General features: G+C 65.2%; 18 protein-coding genes and 2 pseudogenes. 13 read left to right on the top strand and 7 right to left on the bottom strand.

Annotated features, from left to right (window positions below; genetic code table 11):
* Nucleotides 1–81: 81 nt before the first annotated feature.
* Nucleotides 82–954, bottom strand: coding sequence for an NHL repeat-containing protein (locus CMASS_RS10150; RefSeq protein ID WP_022863339.1), 873 nt, complete (start codon nucleotides 952–954; stop codon nucleotides 82–84).
* A gap of 285 nt (nucleotides 955–1,239) precedes the next feature.
* Between CMASS_RS10150 and CMASS_RS10155 the strand changes: the two are divergent.
* Nucleotides 1,240–1,623: pseudogene (locus CMASS_RS10155) on the top strand (MOSC domain-containing protein); the annotation flags it as partial.
* A gap of 95 nt (nucleotides 1,624–1,718) precedes the next feature.
* Here the strand turns inward: CMASS_RS10155 and CMASS_RS10160 are convergent.
* On the bottom strand, nucleotides 1,719–2,840 hold the full coding sequence (locus CMASS_RS10160) for an esterase-like activity of phytase family protein (protein ID WP_022863341.1): 1,122 nt from the start codon (nucleotides 2,838–2,840) through the stop codon (nucleotides 1,719–1,721).
* A gap of 73 nt (nucleotides 2,841–2,913) precedes the next feature.
* Here CMASS_RS10160 and CMASS_RS10165 point away from each other — a divergent pair, with 73 nt between their 5' ends.
* On the top strand, nucleotides 2,914–4,569 hold the full coding sequence (locus tag CMASS_RS10165) for an FAD-binding dehydrogenase (protein ID WP_022863342.1): 1,656 nt from the start codon (nucleotides 2,914–2,916) through the stop codon (nucleotides 4,567–4,569).
* A 154-nt stretch (nucleotides 4,570–4,723) separates the two neighbouring features.
* Complete coding sequence (locus CMASS_RS10170) at nucleotides 4,724–6,046, top strand: MFS transporter (protein ID WP_337955842.1); 1,323 nt, start codon at nucleotides 4,724–4,726, stop codon at nucleotides 6,044–6,046.
* Between the two features lie 134 nt (nucleotides 6,047–6,180).
* Here CMASS_RS10170 and CMASS_RS10175 read toward each other — a convergent pair whose 3' ends face one another.
* Complete coding sequence (locus CMASS_RS10175) at nucleotides 6,181–7,356, bottom strand: dicarboxylate/amino acid:cation symporter (protein WP_022863344.1); 1,176 nt, start codon at nucleotides 7,354–7,356, stop codon at nucleotides 6,181–6,183.
* Nucleotides 7,357–7,540: 184 nt separating this feature from the next.
* Between CMASS_RS10175 and CMASS_RS10180 the strand changes: the two genes are divergently transcribed.
* From CMASS_RS10180 to CMASS_RS10190, 3 genes are all read left to right on the top strand, one after another.
* The gene (locus CMASS_RS10180) at nucleotides 7,541–8,008 is read left to right on the top strand and encodes an SdpI family protein (protein WP_022863345.1); all 468 of its coding nucleotides are present in this window, start codon (nucleotides 7,541–7,543) and stop codon (nucleotides 8,006–8,008) included.
* Between the two features lie 555 nt (nucleotides 8,009–8,563).
* The gene (locus CMASS_RS10185) at nucleotides 8,564–9,556 is read left to right on the top strand and encodes a bile acid:sodium symporter family protein (protein ID WP_022863346.1); all 993 of its coding nucleotides are present in this window, start codon (nucleotides 8,564–8,566) and stop codon (nucleotides 9,554–9,556) included.
* Between the two features lie 23 nt (nucleotides 9,557–9,579).
* Nucleotides 9,580–9,891, top strand: coding sequence for a hypothetical protein (locus tag CMASS_RS10190; protein ID WP_022863347.1), 312 nt, complete (start codon nucleotides 9,580–9,582; stop codon nucleotides 9,889–9,891).
* Here CMASS_RS10190 and CMASS_RS10195 read toward each other — a convergent pair.
* The 4 genes and pseudogenes from CMASS_RS10195 to CMASS_RS10210 all read right to left on the bottom strand — a co-directional run bounded on the left by CMASS_RS10195 (nucleotide 9,888) and on the right by CMASS_RS10210 (nucleotide 12,974).
* Nucleotides 9,888–10,256, bottom strand: a complete 369-nt coding sequence (locus tag CMASS_RS10195; protein WP_022863348.1) for a branched-chain amino acid transporter permease — start codon at nucleotides 10,254–10,256, stop codon at nucleotides 9,888–9,890. The two genes, CMASS_RS10190 and CMASS_RS10195, sit on opposite strands and share 4 nt — an antisense overlap.
* A gap of 24 nt (nucleotides 10,257–10,280) precedes the next feature.
* Nucleotides 10,281–10,897: pseudogene (locus CMASS_RS10200) on the bottom strand (branched-chain amino acid ABC transporter permease).
* A gap of 44 nt (nucleotides 10,898–10,941) precedes the next feature.
* A complete protein-coding gene (locus CMASS_RS10205; protein ID WP_022863349.1) occupies nucleotides 10,942–11,538 on the bottom strand; it encodes a YqgE/AlgH family protein in 597 nt (198 codons plus the stop codon).
* Nucleotides 11,538–12,974 (bottom strand): CCA tRNA nucleotidyltransferase, encoded by a 1,437-nt coding sequence (locus tag CMASS_RS10210; RefSeq protein ID WP_022863350.1) that lies wholly within the window; start codon nucleotides 12,972–12,974, stop codon nucleotides 11,538–11,540. The genes CMASS_RS10205 and CMASS_RS10210 overlap by 1 nt, the downstream gene beginning before the upstream one ends.
* 28 nt (nucleotides 12,975–13,002) lie before the next feature.
* Between CMASS_RS10210 and CMASS_RS10215 the strand changes: the two genes are divergently transcribed.
* The 7 genes from CMASS_RS10215 to trxA all read left to right on the top strand — a co-directional run bounded on the left by CMASS_RS10215 (nucleotide 13,003) and on the right by trxA (nucleotide 25,064).
* Nucleotides 13,003–13,863, top strand: a complete 861-nt coding sequence (locus tag CMASS_RS10215; protein ID WP_084684432.1) for an NUDIX hydrolase — start codon at nucleotides 13,003–13,005, stop codon at nucleotides 13,861–13,863.
* A complete protein-coding gene (locus tag CMASS_RS10220; protein ID WP_022863352.1) occupies nucleotides 13,860–16,385 on the top strand; it encodes a hypothetical protein in 2,526 nt (841 codons plus the stop codon). The genes CMASS_RS10215 and CMASS_RS10220 overlap by 4 nt, the downstream gene beginning before the upstream one ends.
* A 7-nt stretch (nucleotides 16,386–16,392) precedes the next feature.
* Nucleotides 16,393–19,842: a murein biosynthesis integral membrane protein MurJ gene (gene murJ, locus CMASS_RS10225; protein WP_022863353.1), complete on the top strand. Its 3,450-nt coding sequence runs from the start codon at nucleotides 16,393–16,395 to the stop codon at nucleotides 19,840–19,842.
* A gap of 398 nt (nucleotides 19,843–20,240) precedes the next feature.
* A complete protein-coding gene (gene pepN / locus CMASS_RS10230; RefSeq protein WP_022863354.1) occupies nucleotides 20,241–22,772 on the top strand; it encodes an aminopeptidase N in 2,532 nt (843 codons plus the stop codon).
* A 317-nt stretch (nucleotides 22,773–23,089) separates the two neighbouring features.
* The gene (locus CMASS_RS10235; RefSeq protein WP_022863355.1) at nucleotides 23,090–23,695 is read left to right on the top strand and encodes a sigma-70 family RNA polymerase sigma factor; all 606 of its coding nucleotides are present in this window, start codon (nucleotides 23,090–23,092) and stop codon (nucleotides 23,693–23,695) included.
* A gap of 107 nt (nucleotides 23,696–23,802) precedes the next feature.
* The gene (gene trxB / locus CMASS_RS10240; protein WP_022863356.1) at nucleotides 23,803–24,729 is read left to right on the top strand and encodes a thioredoxin-disulfide reductase; all 927 of its coding nucleotides are present in this window, start codon (nucleotides 23,803–23,805) and stop codon (nucleotides 24,727–24,729) included.
* 11 nt (nucleotides 24,730–24,740) lie between these two features.
* Entirely contained in the window at nucleotides 24,741–25,064 is a 324-nt protein-coding gene (gene trxA / locus CMASS_RS10245; protein WP_022863357.1) for a thioredoxin, read from the top strand.
* Nucleotides 25,065–25,078: the final 14 nt, after the last annotated feature.

A 25,078-nucleotide genomic window follows, 5' to 3' on the forward strand; every position in this document is an offset into this window, starting at 1 on the left:
CTCGAAGTGCGACGAGTCCTCCTCGTTCATGCCGCTGGCGCTAACGTCGCGCGGAACCGGCTTGCCGATGGCCTCTTATAACTAAATGATCGCCAGCCCCGTCACCGGCGTGCCCAGGCTGACGATGGTCTCGTACTCGCCGGTCTCGGGGAAGACGACGCGGATCTCGCCGTTCAAATCGGAGACGAAGATGGCGCCTTCGTCCTCGACAAGCCCGATGGCTTCCTTGAAACCGCGGTGGATGATCTCCACGGCCTTCAGGTTGTCCAGCGGCGCGCGATTGAGCGAATTGCCGTCCGGCTCCGCGCCGCGGTCGGTCCAGTAGAGGTGCTCACCCACGACGGCGAGATCGATCGGCTCCGGCAGGTTGTCTATCGCCGGCAGCCAGTCGGTGGGGTTGGCCGGGTCGAGCTTGTCCAGCTTGACCGCGAAGATGCGGCCCTTGCCGCCCTTGCGCGGGCCCTTCTGCGTCCAGTAGAGCGTGCCGTCGTGCACGCACACGCCCACTGGGGTGGTCTCCGGGCCGCCGTCCGGATCGGTGGCCACGAGCGTGTCCACCTCGACGTCGTCCAGATCGCCGTCTGGGTGATTAATCCGGACGACCTTGTGCCCCTCGCGGTCGGCGACGTACAACGCACCGTCGGCGAAGACGAGCTGCTTGCCGGTGGTGAAGTGGGCATCGTCAACCGCAAGCAAATGCTCGACCGGGCCGGTGGCCTCCGTACCGTTGAACGGAACGCGGTGGACGCCGCCGTCGGGGGAGGTATACACCCCGTCCGGTTCGCCCTCGGCGGGCTGCGCAGTACCCATCGTGGAGTAGTAGATGTAACCGCCGTGCACCGCGATGCCGTCCGGCCCGCCGCCAGTCTCCTCGACGATGGTGCGGGTCTCACCGCTGTCCTCATCGACCGCGATGATCTTTTCTTCCATGTGCAACAGTGCGAGTAGTTCCATATTTTTCGCTCCTTTCGCTGCCCGCCACCCTAGACGCGATCAGTAGCCTGGCGGCATGACTACGCTCAATGACCAGGGCAGGAAGTCGACGAGCTGTTCAAGGCGACCTTCCACACCGAGACCGCCCCGTTCCGCATGATGGACAACACGGGCCTCGACGTCGTGCTCGACATCGAGAACAACTACGGCTACGACGCAACGGCCGACACGGAAGACGACTAGCGAGGCGCACCACGGAGGTTTCACGTGAAACCTAGCCACCGGGGCCTGTAATACTGACTCACCATGAAAGTCTTGAGCACGAACGTCGCGGTACAGCACGCGGACCCGAGCGGAAGGTACGACGTCACGGGCATCGACAAGCAGCCGGCACCCTTCATCGACGTCGCCGCCCCGGGACCGAGCTACGGCGACGGTTCCGGAGTCGCCGGCGACATCATCGGGGACTCACAGCACCACGGCGGCGCGGATAAGGCCGTATACATGTACGCCCGCGAGGAGCTGGATTACTGGGAGCGTGAACTGGGGCGCAGCCTGCGCAACGGCTACTTTGGTGAGAACCTCACCACGACCGGGGTTAACGTTGCCGACCTGCTCATCGGCCAGCGCCTGCAGCTTGGCGATGTCACCCTCGAAGTCAGCGTGCGGAGACAATATTGGGCCGGTTGGCGCTGGTTCCTGCAAGTACGTTCGAACTAGCGCCCCGGCCGGCCGACCGCGATAGTTTCACGTGAAACTTTGATTTCGCGCTTGCTGGCGAATGGTTAATTCAGTTTCAGGGTGTGGAAGAGCGTCGACTGACTGTCGTTGAAGTTGTCGTCGCTTACGACGAAGAGGGTGCGGCTCCCATCTTCGTTATGCGGGCCCCACGCCATGCCTTCGACGTTGTCTGGGTGCGGCTCGACGGTAGCGAAGTCGAAGACCAAGTCCTTCTGCGCGGTCGCCTCGGTGCCGTCGAGCGACTCCTTGCCCAAGACGTCGTCCGCCCCCGACAGATCGACCTTGTAGATCTCAGCCCGGTTCTCACCGATGTCTTTGAGGTAGCCGCGCTGGAGGATGTACAGATTGCCGTCCTCGTCGGTAAGCGCCGATGTCACCCCGCGTTGCGCTTCTACGGGAAGCACGTACTCGGCCGCGGGCTGACCTTTTTCGAGGTCGTAGATGGTCACCCGATTCAACGACGGCTCAGTGTCGCTGTTTTTCGAACCGTCCTGCGCCAGGGCGTTTTCGTTGACGGTGAGCGCATACTGCCCACCGGGGAGGAGAGTCATCGCCTCCGGCCCGTTGTTGTCGTACACACCGGTGTGCTCGTGGCCGTCCGGCTGGTGGTAGCTGGGAACATCGATACGCCGCACCTCGTGGCCGTCGGCGGTGGATTCAATCAGCTGCGGAGGAACGGCATCCCCGTCCTTCGCCTTGCCCTCGGTGGTCCACAGAAGGTTCCCGTTAGGCAATTTGCGAATCTCTTCGGCATCGATGTATTCCGTGTAATCCTCACCATCGGACTGGGTGAGGGGGACGGTTTCCGTCGCCTCGAATTCGCGTTCGTCATCTGCCTGGAAACGGTAGGCGCGGATCGGTCCGTGCTCGTTTTTATCGTCGGAGATGGCGATGTACCCGTCACCGGACTGGTCGATGCCGCTGAGACCGCCGATGGAGGGGTCGGTGTTCTGCGCGCCGAAGTCGAACCGGCCGAGATACTCGGCGCGATGATCCTGCTCGCTCGTCTGAAGCTGCTGGCCGAGAAGATCCGAAGACAAGGCCGGCAGCGATGACAGCGATGAAGGCACAGCCCCGGCGGTGGCCGAAACGGGGCCGAGGAGCGTTGCCGCGATCGTTGCGGCGGCTAGAGAACGGACGGCACGAAAGCGGGCAGGCGCGAACATGACAACTCCTTGAATGCGGGAACCCAGACGACCCACAGACTACCGACCCCTTTCGGACCATATACTTTCTGTCATGAAATCAGTCATCATTGTGGGAACCGGGCTCGCGGGTCTGGTGGCAGGGTACGAAGCGCTCAAGGGCGGGCACCACGTTCTCTACTTGGAGCAGGAGAGTCAGCAGAATTTAGGCGGACAGGCTTTCTGGTCCCTGGGCGGGTTGTTCTACGTGGACTCGCCGGAGCAGAAGTGGATGCAGGTATCCGACTCTGAAGAGCTGGCGTGGCGCGATTGGGAGAACTCCGCCGACTACGACGACGCAGAATACGACCACTGGCCGCGGAAGTGGGGCCGGGAATACGTGCGTTTTGCCGCGCAGGAAAAGCGCGACTATTTGAAGTCGCTCGGACTCAACGTCTTGCCCACGATCGGCTGGGCGGAGCGGGGGAGCGGCGACGCCTCCGGGCACGGCAACTCCGTCCCGCGTTTCCACCTCACGTGGGGCACCGGCCCGGAGGTCGTGCGCGTGTTCCGCGAGCCGCTTTTAGAGGCCGCCGCTCACGACCGCGTCCGTTTCGCCTTCCGTCACCGCGTCGACGACATCATCGTCCGCGACGGGAAGGTAACGGGCGTGACGGGCTCGGTGCTCGCGCCTGACGATGCCCCGCGCGGCGCCGCTTCGAACCGCGACGTGGTCGACCACTTTTCCGTGGAGGGCAAGGCAGTCGTCATCGCCACCGGCGGCATTGGCGGCAACTTGGAAAAGGTCCGCGAGATGTGGCCGGACGAACGCTGGGGCGAGTGCCCGGACGATCTGGTCGCGGGCGTGCCGGCGCACGTGGATGGCCGCGGGATAGACATCGCCAAGAAAGCGGGCGCCAACACCGTCAATACCGACCGGATGTGGCACTACCCGGAGGGCATGACCAACTGGGATCCCATTTGGCCCGACCACGGCATCCGGATTATTCCTGGCCCGTCCAGCCTCTGGCTCGACGCGGAAGGCAAGCGACTGCCAACGAACCTCTTTCCCGGCTCCGATAACCTTGCGGCGCTCAGCCACATCGGCCGGACCGGGCACGGGTACTCGTGGTTCGTGCTCAACCAGGCCATCGCCGACAAGGAGTTCATCTTCTCTGGATCCGAACAGAACCCGGATCTCACCGACAAGTCGTTCAAGAAGCTGGCCGGCAAGCTCGGCCCGGGCACGCACGTGGCCGTACAGGCCTTCATGGATCACGGCGTGGACTGGGTCGTTGCGGACTCACTGCACGCGCTTGTCGATGGCATGAACCAACTCACCGATGATTCCGCCCCGGAGGTCGACGAAGAGGCCCTGCGACGCGTTATCGAAGACCGCGACTCGCAGCTGGACAATCCGTTTAGCAAGGACGCCCAGGTCAACTACATCCACAATGCGCGAAAGTTCCTCGGCGACAAGATCGTCCGCGTCGCACCGCCGCACCGGATCTTGGATCCCGCGAAGGGTCCGCTCATCGCTGTGCGGCTCAAGGTGCTCACCCGCAAGACGCTGGGTGGGCTGGAGACGAACCTCGACGGCGCGTGCCTTTCGGCGGACGGCCGGCCGATCCAGGGACTGTACGCCTGTGGCGAGGCGTCCGGTTTCGGCGGCGGCGGGATGCACGGAAAGAACGCTCTCGAAGGCACGTTCCTCGGCGGCTGCATCCACTCCGGCAAACGAGTGGGTGAGACTTTAGCGAGATTGATTTAGTCAAGATTTCGCTCGGAGAGGCAAGCTTCGCTTCCCCAGTCGCGCCCCGTCCCCTTTGTGCAACGTGGTTGTCTAGACTCGCTTTCGTCGTTGTCCATCTTCCACCCAGAAAGTTATGCTCTTGACAGCCTCCACATCTTCGGCAGGAATTTCAATGGCCGAGCGGCAACGGGTCGTAGCCGCTACAACTATTGGAACCGCCATCGAATGGTATGACTACTTTCTGTATGCCGCCGTCGCAGGCCTCGTCTTCAACCATTCAATGTTCGGCCCCCTTGAAGGCAGCCTCGCTACCGTCATCTCGTTTCTGACGGTTGGCCTGTCCTTTCTCTTCCGTCCGTTGGGTGCCATTCTCGCCGGGTATTTCGGCGATAAATACGGTCGGCGAATTGTCCTCATGGTCACCCTCTTTTCAATGGGCGGCGCGACCACGCTCATCGGCCTGCTTCCGACGTACGAAACCATGGGAATCGTGGCTCCGATTCTCTTGATTTTCCTCCGTATCATTCAAGGCATTTCAGCGGGTGGAGAGTGGGGTTCCGCAGTCCTTATGGCGGTGGAGCATGCTCCGCGGAATAAGCGAGGTCTCTTTGGTGCCGCTCCCCAAGTCGGCGTTCCTACTGGCCTTTTACTTTCCTCTGGCGTGCTCTCGATCATGAACACCCTGGCCCCAGGTGACGCATTCTACAACTGGGGGTGGCGTGTGCCATTCCTGCTCTCTGCCGTTCTCGTCGCCATTGGCTACTGGGTTCGGATGGGAGTCGAGGAGTCGCCGGTGTTTTCCGAGCTGGCCGATCGCTCGGAGTCAGAATCGACGAACCCTGTCGCGGTTCTTTTCCGTAGATTTGCACCCCTCGTCCTTGTTGCAGCCCTGATATTCGCGGCAAACGGCACCGTCGGTTACATGACTGCGGGCGGTTACATCCAAAATTACGCCACCGATCCAACCGGATTAGCGCTCAGAAAGGGTGACGTTCTGAACGCTGTCGCGGCATCTGCCGCCACCTGGATGGTCTTCACGGTTTTTTCCGGGTGGCTATCCGACCGCCTTGGTCGACGGGGAACCTACCTCCTTGGATTCGTAACCCAGGGCATCGGTGCAGCGACCCTTTTCCCATTGGTTAACACCGGACGGATTGGGGCCCTGTATGGTGCGCTAATCTTCCTGACACTAGGCCTCGGCCTTACTTACGGCCAGCAATCTGCGATGTACGCTGAACTATTCCCCGCCTCTATCCGGACGTCAGGCGTATCAATCACCTACGCGATCGGATCGCTTTTGGGCGGAGCTTTTGCTCCTATGATTGCGGCGTTCCTAGTCAATAAGACCGGCACGACTCTGGCCGTAACCGTATATCTCGTCGTTGCTTGCCTCATAGGTTTCGCGTGTACACTACTCCTCCGCGAAACCAAGGGGACACCGCTCTCAGCTGACGAAGAACTTGCAGTGAAGCGAAGTTATTTTATCTTCGGATAAGGCTCGAGGTTTCACGTGAAACCTCGACTAGATGAAAGCCCGGGGTCGGACTGTTCCGACTCCGGGCTTTTCTGAACCTCTCTCACACCCTTGGAATACCAGTACATACCCTACTAAAGGACGTACGACGTCAATCAAGCATCGCCGCGATTAAACCGATTGACCACAAGGGCAATGGCCCCATCCCCCGTCACGTTCGCCGCGGTACCGACGGAGTCGATGGCGATGTAGGCGGCGATCATGAGTGCGACCATCGAATCGTCGAAGCCCATCATGTCCGACAGCAGACCCGCAGCCACCATGACCGCGCCGCCCGGCACGCCCGGTGCGGCGATCATCATGATGGTGAGCATGAACATGAAGCCCATCGCTTTCCCGAAGGACACGTCCATGCCCGTGAGGTGAATGATGGCGAACGCGTAGAGCGTCAGCTTGATCATCGAACCGGACAGGTGAATCACCGAACAGAGCGGGACGACGAACCCGGCGACGGGGCCCGAGATGCCGTTCTTCTTCGCCGACTCGAGCGTCACCGGGATGGCGGCGGCGGACGACGAGGTGCCTAGCGCTGTGAAGTACGCCGGCATCATCGTCTTCAACGACGTAAACGGGTTACGGCCGGCGACCGCGCCCGCCACCACGTACTGCAGGATCAGGTACAGAATCGTCATGACCACGGCCAGGAGGAGAACCTTGGCGAACGCGACGAGAACCCCCGTCAGGTTGCCGTTCATGCCCAGGTCGAGGAACATGCCGAAAATGTAAATCGGCAGCAGCGGGATGATGAAGCCCCAAATCACCTTGGTGACCACGCCCTCCAGCTCCTTGGTCACCTGGTAGAGATTGTCGGACTTTACCTGGGTCATTGCCACGCCCAAGCAGAACGACAGCAAGAGCGCGGTCATGACCTCGAAAGGCGGCGCCATATCAACCGTGAAATACGGATCGAGGGCGCCTTCATCGATGTCGGCGACGTTGGTGTTAAGCACTTGATCGCCAAGCAGGCCGGGGTAGGAGAAGTGGGCCACCGCATAAGCCAAAAGTCCCGCGATGATCGTCGAGCCCCACGCGATGCCGACAGTGATGCCGAGCCACTTCCCGGCGCCCCGGCCAAGCCCGGCGATAGCCGGCGCCACCAGTGCGAAGATCAGCACCGGGATGAAGAAGTTCAAGAAGTTACCGAACAGGCCGTTAAACGTGGCGAATATTCGGCCAAGCCACACAGGGGCAACAAAACTCGTAAGGACGCCGAGCACGATCGCTACGGCAATCCGGAACAAAAGCGAGCCACCGAGCTTATTCAGTTTCATGGTGCTCAGTCCATTCAGCGGCGCAAAGGTCTCGGGAAAACGCCTCAGTGGCGTGGCCGATACGAGGGGCCGCGCCGAAATTCATACTGGGTAGACCTTTGGAGAGACTTTACATGAAAGGCACAGGTATCCGGCGTATGAGGACGAGTTCGCCCCACGCGCCACACGCGATACACTCAGACGCATGTTCGTTATCGGGATCGTCCTGCTCATTTTCGCCGCGCTCTTCCTCATCGTTGGTGGCATGGCTGCCACGAAGAAGCTGCCCGGCAACAGCATCTTCGGCGTGCGCGTGACCGAAGCGCGCCGATCCCGTGAGGCGTGGGACGCCACCCACGCGGTCGCCGGCCCAGTCTGGATGCTCGGCGGGGTAGCGCTCGTCTTCGGCGGGATCACCGCCCTGTCCGCGCACGGGTGGATGTGGCTCATCCCGGTCGCCGCCGTACTCATTGCCATCGCCACGCTCTCGATCGGTGGCATCCTGGGTGCCCGCGCGGCGTACCTCCACGCCGAAGCGTCCGGCGATAACTCCGACGGCGGATGCGATTGCGGCGACGGTGGGGCAGGCGGATGCTGCTCCACGGATTCCGACTCCCGGAGCGTGGATCTCGATGCTCTCCGCAACGCTGCCCGGAGCGCCGATCAGCGATAGGCGCCTTCCCGTGTCGAGTGTATCGGTGGGACGTTATTTCACCGTCACAGTGACTAAATAACCACGAGGGTGAGGGTGGGAAATTTCGATTGTGATCGGTGGGGATCTAACGCAAAACGGACACGTGGAATTTACCGCTTCTGTGGGCGTCACCCATTACCACCGTTCCTAAACCACTGTCGCGCCGGCGCTCCGAAACGAATACAAAAGCTCCGGAATGAGTAGAGGGCGGGAGCGAGTTGCGTGGGGGAGAGGAGCGAACCAGGGAATCCCCGGGGCCATCTGAAGCTACAGAACTATTGGCAGACGCAGAACTATTGATGCTGCCACTCATGGGGACAGTCAACTATTTACACTCCCGTGGTGCGTTGCCGCTACCGTGGAGCGCTGCCTTTATGGATCCGCTCTGCTTGGGCTCTCCGAGACGGAACGCGATTGAGCTCGCGGATCTTCCGCACGACCGCGCCGCGTCTGAAGCTCGGCGTCTAAAGTCCCGCGGCCGGCGGGATCATTCATCCCAGCGCCGTGGGTTGCTACCTTACTAGACTCTGCGGCATGCCCGCATTCCTCAAGAAAATAGACCCGCTCATACTGCTCATCATTGCGGCGGTGGTGGTCGCGATTATAGCGCCGGCTCAGGGGGAGTTCGCGCGCGTCTTCAAAGTTCTCACCAACCTTGCCATCGCGCTTCTTTTCTACCTCTACGGCGCCCGGCTGTCACCGCACGAGGCGCTCGCCGGGTTGAAAAACTGGCGACTCCACCTCACCATCGCGGCGTTCACCTTTGTCGCTTATCCGTTCATCGGATTGCTGCTCCGCCCGGTAAGCACGCTCATCCCGCACGAGCTGTATCTCGGCATCTTGTTCCTCACCCTGGTGCCCTCGACGGTGAACTCGTCGGTGACGTTCACGTCCATCGCCAAGGGCAACGTCGCGGGTGCCATCGTGGCGGCGTCGATGTCGAACTTGGTCGGGGTCGTACTCACCCCGTTACTCATCGCCGTGTGTATGGGAGGTGAAGAAACGGCGGATGGCGGCATCCACATTGACGCCTCGGTTATTGGCGAGATCGCCCTGCTCCTGCTCCTGCCGTTCGCGTTGGGGCAGCTCACCCGACGGTGGGTGAAGGACTTCGCGGCGAACAAGGGCACCAAGATCGTCGACCGCGGTTCCATCACCATGGTGGTCTACTCGGCGTTCTCCTCCGGCGTGGCCGCGGGCATCTGGTCCGAGATCGGGGTAGGGGAGCTCGCCTTCCTCGTCGTCTTCGCCATCACCCTCGTCGCCGTCATGCTGTGGTTGACGCGGATGATTTCCACGAACCTCGGGTTCTCCCGCGGGGACGTCATCGCCACGCAGTTCTGCGGTTCGAAAAAGTCGTTGGCAACCGGTGTGCCCATGGCGTCCGTCATCTTCGGCACTGGTGGAACGCTGGGTCTCATCATCCTGCCGCTGATGATTTACCACCAGGTCCAGCTGATGATGTGCTCGGCACTGGCCTCGCGGTATGCGACCTGCTCTGCAACCGGGGCGGACGCGGGCCACTAATCCCGCGCGGTAGCATTGCCCCCATGACAAACAGGCTCTACGTGCGGACCACGCTCACCATCCCCGGCGCCGGCACCGCCATCCACGTCGCCCAGCTGAGCGAGATCGACGCGTCCACATGCCGTATGGATCGGCTCATCGCCCTCACCCCTGATCACGCCATCGCCGGGGCGGCGAGCGAGAACGCGGTAGAGGGGAACATCGACAAGCCGAACCGCCGGGTGCCGCACCCGGATAGCTACGACAACTTCGAGAACATCGAAGCAGAATACGTCAGCGAGGGCGACTTCGAGGCCCTGTGGGCCGAAGCGCAGGCGAAGTTCCCCAGCCTTTAGAGGATCACGTTCACCAGCAGCATGTAGAAGGCCGTCCCGCCGAAGATAGATAGGCCGGAACTGCGCCGCCATGCGTGCAGTACCACGGTGAACGCAACCGCGGCTAGAACCGCCCCGAGACCGCCGAACAGCCCGGCCCGACCCTGCCCCCAGACCGCGTAGGTGACCAGTACGGCCATGACGCCGACCGGCATCATGCGGGCGAGGTTCTCCACCAGCTCGTTGCTGCGCGTAAACCGCATGAGCGAGAACGGCAGCTGGCGCAAAAGCAGGGGCACGATGCCGACGGGGATGAGGACGGCGGCGACCATCGACAAGCTGGTGCCTTCGGGAAGGCCGTACTGCCCGGGGTCGCCGCTAGCCAAAAGTTCGTACTGAAACAGCGCGCGCTACTTCCCGTCGATTCCAGCTGACGCCACGGACGTGGTTTCACGTGAAACATCGGCACGCGCAGCCTGCGACCGTGGGCCCTTGTCCCGCCGCAACGCGCTATCCAGCTGCGGCGAAAAGTGCCGCGCAAGCACGAAGACGAAATACACGGTGAGCGCAACCATGAGGAGCTGGTCCGGAAACAAGAGAGCGGCGGCCAAGCAGACCCCCGCCGCAGCGAGGAGGGACCAGTCGGGGCCGGCGCAGGACGCATCGTAAGTAAGCACGACGAAGAGGGCGGTCAGTGCAAAGTCCATGCCCTGCACGTGCGGCGGGACCGCGAGACCCACCAGGGCGCCCGCGATCCCGCTGCCCACCCAAAGCGCCTGGGCGAAGACCTGGATGGTCAGCAGACGCGTACCGCTCAGCGCCGCCGGATCGGGCGTGGCGGAAGTTCAACATGAACCCTGTGACCGCCGCCGAAACGGGGCCTGGGCGCCCACCACCACGCAAACCCGGCCTGCGCGACCAACAGGCCGAAGGCGAGACCCAAGGGGATAAGCCCCAGGGCGGCGGCGGAGGTGTCGCGGAGTCCGCGCCGGATGTCGCTACTGCGGGTCGTGTCCTCACTACGCATAACCAGACCATACGGTCTAGTCGCGGTAAAGGGGAGGCTGGCCGCTAATTATTTGCAACGTCGGCGGGGAAGGTGGAAAACATCGGCAGAGGGGACTCCTGCCGCCGCATCACGTTGCCCCAGAGATCCACCGCGCCCGGGGTGATGACGTCCTGGGGGAGGGCCGGCGCGATGAACCAATCCCCGCGCTCAATTTCCTCATCCAGCTGCCCCGGGGCCCACTCGGCGTACCCGGCGAAGAAACGCATGCCATCGATAACCGCACGCATGTCCTCCGGATCGGCATGCATATCCACATGCGCCATGCGCGGCGCCAGGCGGTTGAGGTGCGGATGCTTGTCGATGTCCACTCCCTGCTGTGTGCGCCCCACGCCGATGACCGCCTGCTGGTTAAGCGGGCCACCGATGTAGAGCGCCTGCGGCTTAGCCACCACGGGCATCCAGTCCGGCAGGACGTTGAACACGGCGACCTCGGAGCGCTTCGTCAGGTCGACGCCAAGAGTCAGCGCGTCGGAGCACTCCACGAGCAGGATGACGGAGCGCGCGAACTCGGGGGAGAGCATCCCGGGTGCGGCCACCAGCAGCATGCCGGGGGCGGGTTCGTTGCGCTCCAGGGCGTTAAACAGGCGATCTGCGTACATCACTTCTTAGAATCCCACCACTCGCGCAGCTTCGCAATGGCCTCCTCGCGCTCGAGAGGGCCGTGCTCGAGGCGCAGATCCTTGAGGTACTTCCACGCCTGGCCCACCTCGGGCCCGGGCTTGAGATCGAGGATCTGCATGATCTCGTTGCCGTCCAGATCCGGGCGCACGCGCGCGAGGTCCTCCTTCTCCTGGATCTCCGCGATGCGCTCCTCGAGTTGGTCGTAGGTGCGCTGCAGGCGGCGTGCCTTGCGCGCGTTGCGCGTCGTGCAATCCGCGCGCACCAGCTTGTGCAGGCGGGGAAGGAGCTCCCCGGCGTCGGTGACGTAGCGCCGCACCGCCGAGTCAGTCCACTGGTTCTCGCCGAAGCCGTGGAAACGCATGTGCAGGTACACCAGCTGGCCGACGTCTTGGATGACCGCCTTCGGGTACTTCAGCTTGCGCATGCGCTTGCGCGCGAGCTTCGCGCCGACCACCTCGTGCTGGTGGAAGGACACCTTGCCGCCGGTGGTATCGCGCGTGTCCGGCTTGCCGATGTCGTGCAACAGCGCCGCCCAGCGCAACACCAGGTCTGGGCCGTCCTCCTCTTGGTCCATCGCCTGGCGCAGCACCTGCAGCGAGTGCGCGTAGACGTCCTTGTGCTGGGCGTGCTCGTCCGGCGCCATCGACAAGGCGGGCACCTCCGGGATGACGCGCTGGGCGATGCCGGTCTCACACAGGAGATCGATGCCGTCCCACGGGGCGTCGCCGCAGATGAGCTTGTCCAGCTCCACCTGAATGCGTTCGACGGTGATGCGGTCGATCTCGGCGGCCATGTCGGACATCGCCAAGCGCACGCGCTCGGAGACCCCGAAGCCCAGCTGGGAGACGAAGCGGGCGGCGCGGAGCATGCGCAGCGGATCGTCGTGGAAGGAGATCTCCGGCGAGTCCGGCGTATCGATGATCTTCGCCTGCAGATCCTTCAGGCCCTCCATCGGATCGTGGAAGGTGGTCGTGCCGTCGGGTAGGAGCTCCACGGCCATGGCATTGACCTTAAAGTCGCGGCGCACGAGATCGCCTTTGAGACTGTCGCCGTAGACCACCTCGGGGTTGCGGGAGTCGCCGTCGTAGGAGTCCGCGCGGAACGTCGTGATCTCGATCTGGTTGCCGCGGTAGGCCGCGGACACGGTGCCGTACTCGATGCCGGTGTCCCAGACGGTCTCGGCCCACTCGTCCAAAATCGCATGGACGACGTCGGGGCGGGCGTCCGTGGTGAAGTCGAGATCGTTGCCCAGGCGGCCGAGCAACGCGTCGCGGACGGGCCCGCCCACGAGATAGAGGCTGTAGCCGCGGTCGGCGAAGCGTTTCACGAGGCCGGAAAGGAGGCGACTGAGCGATGAGATCGTGGCGTCAGCGCGTGCTAGCGCTCCGATGAGCTGAGTGTCTCCAAAATTCACGCGGAAGAGTCTACTACGATTACTTAAGATGACTAACCACGAAAAGTCCGGCGATAAGGCGCACCCGAGCGCCGGCAACGGCAACGACACCGGAGACAAGCGCACCGATCCCCACCAGGGGTCTTGGCGTCGGCGCCGCAAGCGTGGTTCAGGCAACGGGGCCGGCCGGGCCGGCAAGCGTGGCGATGCCCGCCGGGGCGAGAGCAGGCGCAGCGAGAGCAGGCGTGGCGATAGCCGGCGCAGCAGCGGCCGGAACACGGGCCATGGATCAGCCCGCCCCAACCGCAGCAATCCCCGGAACTCCCGCACGCCGAAGGACGCCCGGAATACTCGTCCGACCCGCCCGCGCCACAGCAGCAATGATCACCACATGCCGACGCGGGACGAGACATCGGCAGGCGGCCTCGTGGTCTCCGGGCTCGCGGAGGCCGTCGCGGCGGTGCCCAACCCGGGCCCAGACGATGTGGACATGTCGCAGATCTACGTCGCCCTCATCGGGCGCCTCGATCGACGCGGCCGCCTGCTGTGGTCGATGCCCAAGGGACACGTAGAAGACGGCGAGGACAAGTCCGCCACCGCCGAGCGCGAGGTGTGGGAGGAGACCGGCGTGCACGGCCAGGTCTTCGCCGAACTGGGCACCATTGACTACTGGTTCGTGTCCGACGGCGTCCGCATCCACAAGACCGTCCACCACCACTTACTGCGCTTTGTCGATGGCGTGCTCAACGACGAAGACCCCGAGGTCACCGAGGTGTCCTGGATCCCGGTGTCTACGCTCATCGAGCACCTGGCCTACGCCGACGAGCGCAAGCTCGCGCGCACCGCGCACGACATCCTCCCTGAGCTGGCGGTAAAGGAGGCCGCCGCGGGAAGGACCACGCCGCGGTGAGCACGAATCTGCATCGCAACGGTGTCGGCGGCGGGCGTCGCCGGAAGCGGCCGGCCGCCGCTCTGCATACTGCCGCCGCCGCGGCAGCGGCGACGAGCCTGGTGGGGCTCGTCGGGTTTACGGGTGCCGGGATGGGCGCGCAATGTTTCACGGGAAACATTGCTGAGGCTGGGGCCACCGAGGCCGATGGTGCTACGGCTGACGCCGCCGAGACGGTCGCGCAGGCGGAAGGCACCGAGGCTGGCAGTGGGGCCGGCAGCGGAGCCGGCGGGATGGATCCGGCACGCCGCGAACTGTGGGATCCGGCGGGCGACAGCATCGCCGCCAGCACGCAGCCGCGGCTCCAACTGCAGTCGCTCGAGCTCGACGAGGAGACCGGCGAGCTGACGGCGAGCCTGCGCATTGAAAACACCACGGATTCGACCATCACCGGCGTGGATATCAACGCGTGGCGCGGCGAGAGGGTAGACAACCCTGCCACCGCCCGCATGCACCTCGCGGGCGGGGACTACGGCTACTACGGCGGGCACACGTCCGTGGGGGATGTCGCCGCCGGCAGCAGCACCGAGGTCACCATGACCGTCCCAGCGGGCAGCGGGCTCGGGCTGGGGGAGGCCGTGGCCGCGCAGCACGAGGCTGCCGCGAACGCCGCCTCCGAGGACTCCGGTGACCACGCCGCGGTGCACCCGGCCGTCTTCCCCCTCCAATTCACGCTGACGGGATCGGCGTCGCCGGAAGGCTCCGAGGCCGGGGCGGACAATGCGACGACGCTCGCGACGGAGCGAACGCTACTCGACATCCCCGCGGGTTCCGCGGGCCGGGCGGGGGGGCAGAACCCGAATGCGGCGGGGGAGGAGTACCCGGATCTGACGGTGGTCTACCCGCTGACGGCGAAGCTGGACATCCTGCCGGGGGAGACCGGTGAGCAGCCGCTTATGCTGGCCAGCGACAACTTGGCGCACGAGCTCGCAGCGGGCGGCCGGCTGGACCAGCTGCTGGACAGCTACCTCTCCCACGATCTGCACGGCGCGGGCTGCGTCGCGCTCGACCCGGCGCTGGTGGACACCGTCGATCGCATGGCGGACGGCTACCGGGTCTCCACGACGCGCCCGAAGGACGTGGCCAAACCGCAACGCCTGCGCGACTCGTGGTTCAGCAATACCAATAAGGAGCGCGGCCACGAGGGAACCGGCGCGGCGGACGCCCGCGCCTGGCTGGACAAGCTCCGCCGCGTGGACTGCACCGTGTCCATGCCGTGGGCCAACGCGGATCCGTCGGCCGTAGCGCAGGCAGGAAACGACTTCCTCACCCACGAGGCGCTCGACCGCGGTCCAGAGACCATCGAGCGGGTGACTGGCCGGCCGGTGGCGACGGATCTGCTCGTGCCAGGCCCGGGGTATGTCTCCGAGCCGATGCCGCACCCGGTGCTGGTGGCCAACAACAGCACGTGGCACGGCAAGGCGGCGACGTTCGATGCCTCCCTCGGATCCCTCTTAGCCCAAGCGGGCCCGGAGCCGCAGACGCCGGGGTACTCCAACCCGGAACTGCGCTCCGACTATGCGGACAATTCCGAATACTCCCGTGCGCTGACCTCCGCGGCGGCGCTCTCGCTCGCGGCGACGGAAACGCATCCCGCCCCAGCGGACACAGCCGACGACCCGGACGCGGAGAAGGAGGGGCCTGCGGTCATCGCCAAGCTGGCGAACCTCCTGGACCCCGTCACGGCGGAGGAAACCTTGACCGCCGCGGAACAGGCGCTGAATACCGGCGCGCACCCGAAGCCGCTGGCCGAGGCCCGCCTCGAGGACGGCACCGCCAACGACGAGGAGGGGGTGCCGGCCGGCAGCCCGTTCATCGACCCGGCGGCCTTCAGCGCGGCGGACGTGCAGCAGGTGGGCCAACAGGCCGGCTACACCGACGACCTGATGCACATCCTGGTCGACGATCCGAACATCGCGCTGTCGCGCTACGGCTACACGCTGCCGCTGCGCCGCGGCCTGTTGCAGGCGCTGTCGGTGACCGAGCGGTCAAGTTTCCGCTCCCACGTGCGCGCGGTGGACAAGTTCCGCCGCCGGATGGACGAGCACGCCGGGGTGCTACGCGAGCTGCGCGCGTCCGTCGCGCTCATCCCGCCGGGCAACGTCTACACCCGCGTGTCGGACTCGTCGCCGCTGCTCATCGTGACCGAAAACGGGCTGCCGCTGCCTGTCGATGCCCGCATGCTTTACGATGCCGCCGACGGCGCCAGCCTCCACACCCCGGACCAGGTCTATATCCCGGCACGCGGATCGATCACGGTGACGATGACGGCGGACCTGCCCAGTGAAATGGATCGCACGCGGTTGTCGTTATGGCTCGCCACGCCGGAGTTGGACGCCATTTCGGAACCTATCGATATTACCGTGCGGACCCGCGCCGGTATCGTAAGTGTGTACGGCGTGGGCCTTGTGGCCGCGCTTATCGTTCTTCTGGCCCTCCTTTTCCGGGTCGGTCGCAGAAAAAAGTTTGGTCGACATAGATAGTTGTTGTATGACATCTCCGCAGTCAGGAACGCGCGGGCGTTTCGTCGCCTCCACGCCCCCGGCCCCGGTCCCGGAGCCGCGGGACATTCCCGAACCGGTGGAACAAGAACCGGTTGAGGACAAGTCCAACCTCAAGGGCGCGAACGCCGCCCAGGAGGAGGCGGAAGGAAAAGGGAACTCGGATTCCGATTCCGACGTGGTGCGCGCCACCGGCTCCATGGCGGTGGCCACGCTGCTGTCCCGCATCACCGGTTTCGTGCGTTCGGTCTTGGTCACCGCGACGCTCGCGCTCGGTGTCTCGGACGCCTACCTCGCGGCCAACCAGCTGCCCAACCTGGTCACCGAGATCGTCCTCGGCGCGGTGCTGACCTCCCTGGTCGTGCCCGTGCTGGTGCGCGCCGAGCGCGAGGACCCCGACCGCGGCGAGGAGTTCATCCGAAGACTTTTCACCCTCGCCTTTTCACTTTTGGCGGTGGTCACTCTCGTCTCCGTGGTGGGCGCGCCACTGCTGACGCGCATCTTCTTGGACAGCAACGGCGAGGTCTCCATCACCCAGGCCACGTCGATGGCGTATCTGCTCTTGCCGCAGATCTTCTTCTACGGCCTATTCGCGCTGTTCCAGGCGGTGCTCAACACGAAGGGCATCTTCGCGCCCGGCGCCTGGGCGCCGGTGATCAACAACATCATCACCATCGCGGTGTTCTTGCTCTACCACTTCGTGCCGGGCTCGCTGACCCCGGAGTCGCCGTCACCGGTAACCGACCCGCACATCCTCTTGGTCAGCGCCGGCACCACGCTCGGCGTGGTGGTGCAGTGCCTCATCATGGCGCCGTACCTGCGCCGCGCGAACATCAACTTGAAGCCGCTGTGGGGCCTGGACGCGCGCCTCAAGCAGTTCGGCGGGATGGCGCTGGCGATCATCGCCTACGTGGGCATCTCCCAGGCCGGCTACGCGATTGCGAACCGCGTCGCCTCCCAGGCCGACAAGGGCGCCATAGCCATTTACCAGAACTCGTGGCTGCTGTTGCAGGTGCCCTACGGCGTCATCGGCGTGACGCTTTTGACGGCCATCATGCCGCGCCTGTCGCGCAACGCCGCCGGCGGCGACGTCAAGGGCGTGGTGCGCGACCTGACGCTGGCGACCAAGCTGACGTTCATCGCGCTCATCCCGATCGTCATCTTCATGACCGGCTTCGGCGTGCCCATCGCGCGCACGCTGTTCCAGTTCGGCGAGTTCGGCACCGAGTCCGCCGGCATCCTCGGCCTGACGCTGAGTTTTTCCGCCTTCACGCTCATCCCGTACGCGCTGGTGCTGCTGCACCTGCGCGTGTTCTACGCGCGTGAGGAGGCGTGGACGCCGACCTTCATCATCGCCGGCATCACTTTCACCAAGGTCGTGCTCTCGCTGCTCGCGCCGATGGTGGCCAGCAGCACCTCGCACGTCGTGATCATCCTGGGCGCGGCGAACGGCTTCGGCTTCGTCGCCGGCGCGGTCATCGGCGCGTTCCTGCTCAAGCGGAAGCTGGGCAGCCTGGGCGGCAGCGCGGTCACCGAGACCACCCTGTGGGCCACCGGCGCCGGCCTGGCCGGCCTCGTGGTGGCGGGCGCGCTCAACTTCCTACTCGACCTCATCCTGCCGGACCCGATGGGCCCGCTGCTCATGGTCCTCCACCTCGTCATCGTGGGCGTGGTCTTCGTCATCGCCACCGGCCTGGTGCTCAGCCGCTCCAGCCTGCCGGAGGTGCAGAACCTGGCGCAGGCGCTGCGCCGCATCCCGGGCATGTCCCGGATCATCCGCGAGCCGGGCGAGGCCATCGAGGTCGAGGCCCCGGAGATGGCGGAGATCCAGCCGATGTTCGGCCAGGACGCGTTCAACTCCTCGCCGGTGCCGCCGCCGATGTCCGCCGGCATCGTCCGTGGCCCGCGCCTCGTGCCGGGCGCCCCAGTCTCCGACGGCCGCTTCCGCCTCCTGCGCGACCACGGGTCTGTGACCGGCGCGCGCTTCTGGGAGGCCCGCGAGCAAGAGACCGGGCGCCGCGTGGCGCTCACCTTCGTGGACACCACGGGCCAGGCGCCGATGGCGGCGGCCACCCCGGCGCAATCCGCGCGCAGCTCCGCGGAGGTCTCGCGCCGCACCCGTAAGCTCTCGGAGCTCGGCCTCGACTCCGTGGCCACGGGAGTGGAGATCCTGTCCTACCGCGCCGGCTGCCTCGTCGTCTCCGACTGGGTGGACGGCACCCCGCTGAAGACGGTCGCCGAGGCCGACAACCTCGACCCGAAGGCCGTGGCCCACGCGCTCGCACCGCTGGCGCACGACACCGCCGCCGCCCACGCGGCCGGCCACCTGATGGGCCTGGACAACCGCAACCGCATCCGCATCTCCACCGAGGGCGTGGCCATCCTCGCGTTCCCGGCCGTGCTGCCGGGCGCGAGCGCCAACGAGGACCGCGAGGGCCTGTCGGCCGCCATCACCCAGCTGGTGAAGTCCACCGACCCGACACCGCAGGTGCTCGAGGAGATCGCCGACGACGCCGAGGAGACCACCACCACCGGCGCCGGCGCGGACCCGGAGGCGGACAACCATGCGTCCGGTTCCACCGCGAACGCGACCGGCATCGCGGCGGCCGCCCGCGCCAAGCTGCGCGACGGCGTCGACGACGATCCGGACGCCGAGGATCCCGGCGAGCGGTCACTGGCGGTCACCCTGGAATCCATTGCCGAGCGCCTGAGCGCCTTCGCGCCGACCCCGGCCGACGAGGATGATCCGGATGCCGCGGAGCCGCAGGCGCTCAAGGTGGAGGCCGACCAGGTGCAGTCCGATGACGAGCCGGAGGCAACCGCCGGCTTCGGCTCTCGCGGGTACTCCGGTTCCGGCGCCGCGCTCATCGGCGTGACGGCGACCATCTTCGTGGTCATCGTCGCCGGCCTGACCGCCTGGGTGGTCTCCCTGCTCAGCCAGGGTTCGGATCAGTCGCCCATCAACCCGGAATCGGTGGGCCACAACGAGCAGCAGCCGACCATCGCCACCGCACCTCCCATCCTGCTGGGCGCGAAGAACGCGTCCGTCCTGCCCGGGGACCAGGAAGCGCCGGAGCTTGTCGATGCCAACGCGGCCAGCTCCCACACCCTCAGCCGCAACGACGACGGCATCATGGTGGCGCTGAACCACCCGGCGCAGCTGCGCAACCTGCTATTCGAGGGCACCGGCATCCGCGGCGTGGAGTACAAGGTCTACGGCGTGCACTCCGAGGCATTCAACCCGGACGACCCGCAGCCGCAGACCAAGGACAAGCTGGCGGAAGGCAAGCTCACCGGCTCCAGCTCGGATGTGAAGCTGGACAAGAAGGGCACCTACTACGACGCGGTGGTCGTCGAATTCAGCGGCCTGCCCGACGCGCAGGCCGGCAAGGCAGACCTCGCGGAGGTCAAGGTCGTCGGCGTCAACGAGGACGAGTAGCGCGGGGAGCGAAATCGCTCCCCGCCGCCGCGCCCACCGCCCGCACGTTCGCGTCACCCGCGCGTTCGCGTCACCCGCGCCTGTTTTTGGTAATTAAGGCCCAAACCAGGCGCGGTTTCGCGTCTTATGATCCAAACTCGTGCGGTTGTAGACATGTCCACTCAACAAGCCACTCCAGCGGGATAGCGCGTCCCCGCCACCCGCGCAAGAAATGCACCATTTTCACCCGGATTTTTGCGGATCTGCCCCGGAAATGCGACAAAACGCGCGGGGGAGTTCTCCTAAGAGGCGCAACGGTGGTTCGAAACGCCGGCCGGTGTTTATGGCCGACGCCCCGGGCGCGCAGAAGCTCACGAATCTCGCCTCCGGCGCCGGCTGCGCCAAGTAAGGTTCTCGGCATGGCCGACACTCTGACTTTCCAGGAAGCAACCGCCCGCACCGCCGCGCTCACGCTGCACGCGTACCGCGTCCACCTCGACGTCACTCACGCGCCGAGCGACGCCGCGACGTTTATCGCACGCACCGAGGTGGATCTCACCACCCGCGAGGCGGAGACCTTCCTCGACTACTTGGGCGAAGACGTCACCGCCGTCAGCATCGACGGCGAGGAACAGCCCGTGGACTTCGACGGCTCCCGCGTGCACCTGACTGGCCTCCCCACGGACACACGCATCACCGTCAGCGTCGAAGGCCGCTCTCTCTACTCGCGCACCGGCCAAGGCCTGCACCGCTTTACCGATACCGCCGACGGCAACACCTACCTGTATTCCCACCTGGAGCCGTCGGACGCGCGCCGCATCTTCCCGTGCTTCGACCAGCCCGATCTGAAGGCGCCTTTCGAATTCACCGTCACCGCACCGGGGGAGTGGACGGTGCTGTCGAACCAGCCGCCGGCGGAGCAGCCAGCCGTCGCACACGACTCCGCCGCCGATACCCAGACCGTGCGCTTCCAACCCACCCCGCTGCTGCCGACGTACCTGACGGCGGTGGCGGCGGGCCCGTACATCGCAAAGCACCGCACCTGGCACGCCCCGAACGACCCGGAGCGCACCATCGAGCTGACCGCCCTGGCGCGAACGTCCATGGCGGACTACCTCGACGACGAGATCCTGGAGATCACCGCGCAGGGCCTCGACTACTTCGACGAGCACTTCGGCTACCCGTACCCGTGGGGCAAGTACGACTCCATCTTCGTGCCGGAATACAACCTCGGCGCGATGGAAAACCCTGGGCTGGTGACCTTCACGGAGAACTACCTGTTCCGCTCGCAGGCCACTCGCGCGCAGCACGCGGGGCGCACGAACACCATCCTCCACGAGATGTCGCACATGTGGTTCGGCGACCTGGTCACCCCACACTGGTGGGACGACCTGTGGCTCAAGGAGTCCTTCGCGGAGTTCATGGGCGCGGATTCCTCCGCCCATGCCACCGCCTACACGGAGGCGTGGACCAACTTCGCCGCGCAGCGCAAAAACTGGGCCTACCTGCAGGACCAGCTGCCTACGACGCACCCCATCAAGGCAGAGATCCCCGACGTGGACGCCGCCCGCCAAAACTTCGACGGCATCACCTACGCCAAGGGCGCGGCGGTGCTCAAGCAGCTGGTGCACTTCGTGGGCCGCGACAACTTCTACGCCGGCGCGCGCGACTACTTCCAGGCGCACGCGTTCGCCACCGCGACCTTCGACGATCTGCTCGACGCCCTGCGCCACCACACCGACCGCGACGTCGATGCCTGGTCCGACGCGTGGCTGAAGACGTCCGGGCCGGACACGCTGCGCCCGGAAATCGCGGTGACCGACGGGCGCATCGACAACCTACGCATCGCGGGGTCCATCAAGCGCCCGCACCGCATCGATGCCACGCTTTACGATGCCCAGCTGGCCCCCTCCCGCACCTTCGACGTGGACGTGCGCCCGGGGGAGGAGACGGTGATCGCGGAGGCTGCGGGCCTGCCGCAGCCGGCGTTGGTGCTGCTGAACGATGGCGACCACACCTACGCGAAGGTGCGTTTCGATGACACCAGCCTGCGCACAGTACTGGAACGGCTCAGCGAGCTGAGCAATGAGCTCTCGCGCGCCGTCATCTGGACCGCCCTGTGGGACATGACCCGCGACGGGGAGCTTCCCGTGCGCGACTACGTCGAGGCGGCGCTCACCCATGGCCCGCGGGAAACCAACCCGACGGTGATGGCGCAGGCGCTGGGCAACGCGGTGTTTGCCGCGCGGCACTACCTGCCCAAGGGCGCGCAGGACGAGGTGCTGGCGGGGCTGGCGGAGCGCTTGTGGGATCTGCTGCACGCCCAGGAGCCGGGCAGCGACGCGCAGCTGACCGTGGCGCGCTCTGCCATCCGCGCGCTCGCGGCCGCACCGGCGGGTGCGGAGCACCTGCGCGCGATCCTGGGCGGCGGGGTAGAGGGCCTGCGCCTTGACCCGGATATCCGCTGGTCTGTGTTGCGGGGGCTCGCTGCTCACGGCGCGGTGGAGGAAGAGGAACTCGCCGCGGAGGGCACGCGCGACGACACCCTGACCGGCCAGGCGGAGCTGCTGGGCGCGCGCCACAGCTTCCCCACGCCGGCCGCTAAGCGCGCGGCTTTCGACCTCGCTGTGGAACCAGGCCGCTGGTCCAACGCCGAGATGGACTCTCTCCTCGCCGCCTTCAACGCCCCGCGTGCCGCGGAGGTCCGCGAGACATTCACCGGCGAATTCTTCGACCGCGTGCCAAAGATCTGGGACGAGCATCCCATCGAGATGGCCAACCGGCTTATCCGCGGGCTCTATCCGGAAACCGAGGAGGCCGTCTCGCGCACGGAGGGGCTACTCGCGAGCGAGCAGCCCGAGGGTGAGTTGCCAGGCGCCCTGCGCCGCGTGCTGCTCGAGTGCCAGAACACCGCGAAGCGTGCGCTGCGGGTACGGGATGCGAATAGTTAACCGCCATTAGGCGGACGCGACTCGCAATCAGATCCGCTGGATAGGAACCACTCCTTGAGTTCGCTGCGCACCCGCGCAGCACCTCCCGGATAGCCCCTTTCCAACTCAGATTCCACACACGACAGGAAATCTCGCACACGAAACTTTCTGTTGATCGACCCTCAAGTCGCGAAACCGGCGCGCATGGGGTCTTATAGATAGGGCAGGCCTCTCACACACGCTTGGGGGAGTGGTGTGGCGAGGCCGCGCGAGCACGGGTCTAAGGCATCGTAATCGCGGGGAGACTATATGTGTAACTTTCGGGGGAAAGGACCAGCATGGCTGGAAGCAGTGCGCCTGATGGCGCGGAGCTGGCGGATAACGAACTGGTCGACCGCTTCATCGCGGGGGATGCAAAGGCGTTTTCGACCATCGTGGAGCGCCACCGCGCGCGGCTGACCTTTGTCGCGCGGCGCTACACCAACAACGACACCGATGCGCAAGACGTGGTGCAGGAAGCGTTCTTCCGCGCCAGCTGCAACCTGCACCGCTACCGGCGGGAGTCGGCGCTATCGACGTGGTTGCACCGGCTGGTGATGAACTCCGGGTACGACTTTTTGAACCACCGCGCCAACCGGGAGCACGCATCGCTAGACGCAGAGGTCGTGGAGGCCGACCGCAACGTTTACTGCGCGAGTGATCCTTTCCGGGGCATCGACAAGCGCATTGCGGTGACCAACGCCATGTTGAAGCTGCGGGAAGACCAACGGTTCGCTATTTATATGACGGATATTGTGGGCTACCCGGTGGCGGAGGTCGCGCGGCACGCCGGGGTGGCCGAGGGGACGATTAAGTCGCGGCGCGCGCGGGCGCGGGCGACGCTGCGGGAGGAAATGGGCGGCGCCATGGAGGCGGAGCCAGCGAGTGCGGTTACGGGGAGATAACAACTCGCGCGGGAAGACGCGGCGCGGCGATTGCGTTAACGGAAGTGGACCCTTCGATGGGTAGAATCATGGCGTTACACGCGCATAGCTAAGTAGGGAGTACTGAATTGACCATCCACGATGTCGCCATCGTTGGTTCTGGACCTGCCGGTTATACTGCCGCCCTCTACGCCGCCCGTGCGGAGCTGAACCCCATCGTCTTCGAGGGTTTTGAATACGGCGGCGAGCTAATGAACACCACCGAGGTGGAAAACTACCCCGGTTTCCAGAAGGGCATCATGGGCCCGGAGCTCATGGAAGAAATGCGCTCGCAGGCCAGCCGCTTCGGCGCGGACCTGCGCATGGAAGTCGTTGACTCGGTCGAGCTCGACGGCGACGTGAAAAAGATTCACGTGGGCGAGGACGTCTACGAGGCCCGCGCGGTCATCCTGGCCACCGGCGCGGCACCGCGCCACTTGGGCGTCCCGGGCGAGCAGGAGCTCATCGGCCGCGGCGTGTCCACGTGCGCGACCTGCGACGGGTTCTTCTTTAAAGACCAGCACCTCGCCGTCATCGGCGGCGGCGACTCCGCGATGGAGGATGCCACCTTCCTCACCAAGTTCGCCGAGTCGGTCACCATCGTGCACCGCTCCGAGAACTTCCGCGCCTCCGCCATCATGCTGGACCGCGCGCAGTCGAACGAGAAGATCAACTGGCAGCTCAACAAGACGGTCCAGCGCGTCGAGGAGGAAGACGGCAAGGTCTCCGGCCTGGTCCTGGAGGACACCCAGACCGGCGAGACCTCCACGCTGGATGTCACCGCGATGTTCGTCGCCATCGGCCACGACCCGCGCTCCGGGTTCTTGAACGGCCAGGTCACGACCGACGAGAAGGGCTACATCGTGGTCGACGAGCCGTCCACCCGCACTAACCTAGAGGGCGTCTTCGCGTGCGGCGACCTAGTGGACAGCCACTACCAGCAGGCGATCACCGCGGCCGGCTCCGGCTGCCGCGCAGCCCTCGACGCACAAGACTATTTGGCAGCTCGCAGTTAGGATCTTTGACCATGAGCACTCCAGTGAAAGTCACCGCTGACACGTTCAAGTCCGAGGTCGTCGAGGCATCGACCCCCGTGGTCGTCGACTTCTGGGCAGAATGGTGCGGTCCGTGCAAGAAGCTCGGCCCCATCCTCGATGACGTGGCCGCCGAGCTTGGCGATGCCGTGAAGGTGGCCAAGGTCAACGTCGATGAGGAGCGTAACCTCGGCGCCATGTTCCAGATCATGTCCATTCCGGCGGTCATGATCTTCAAAGATGGTGAGAAGGTCGACGAGTTCGTCGGCCTGCGCTCCAAGGACGACATCATCGCGCTGGTGAACAAGCACCTGTAAAAAGTGCGTGGTAG

Source organism: Corynebacterium massiliense DSM 45435 (genome assembly GCF_028609805.1).
Taxonomy (GTDB): Bacteria; Actinomycetota; Actinomycetes; order Mycobacteriales; family Mycobacteriaceae; genus Corynebacterium; species Corynebacterium massiliense.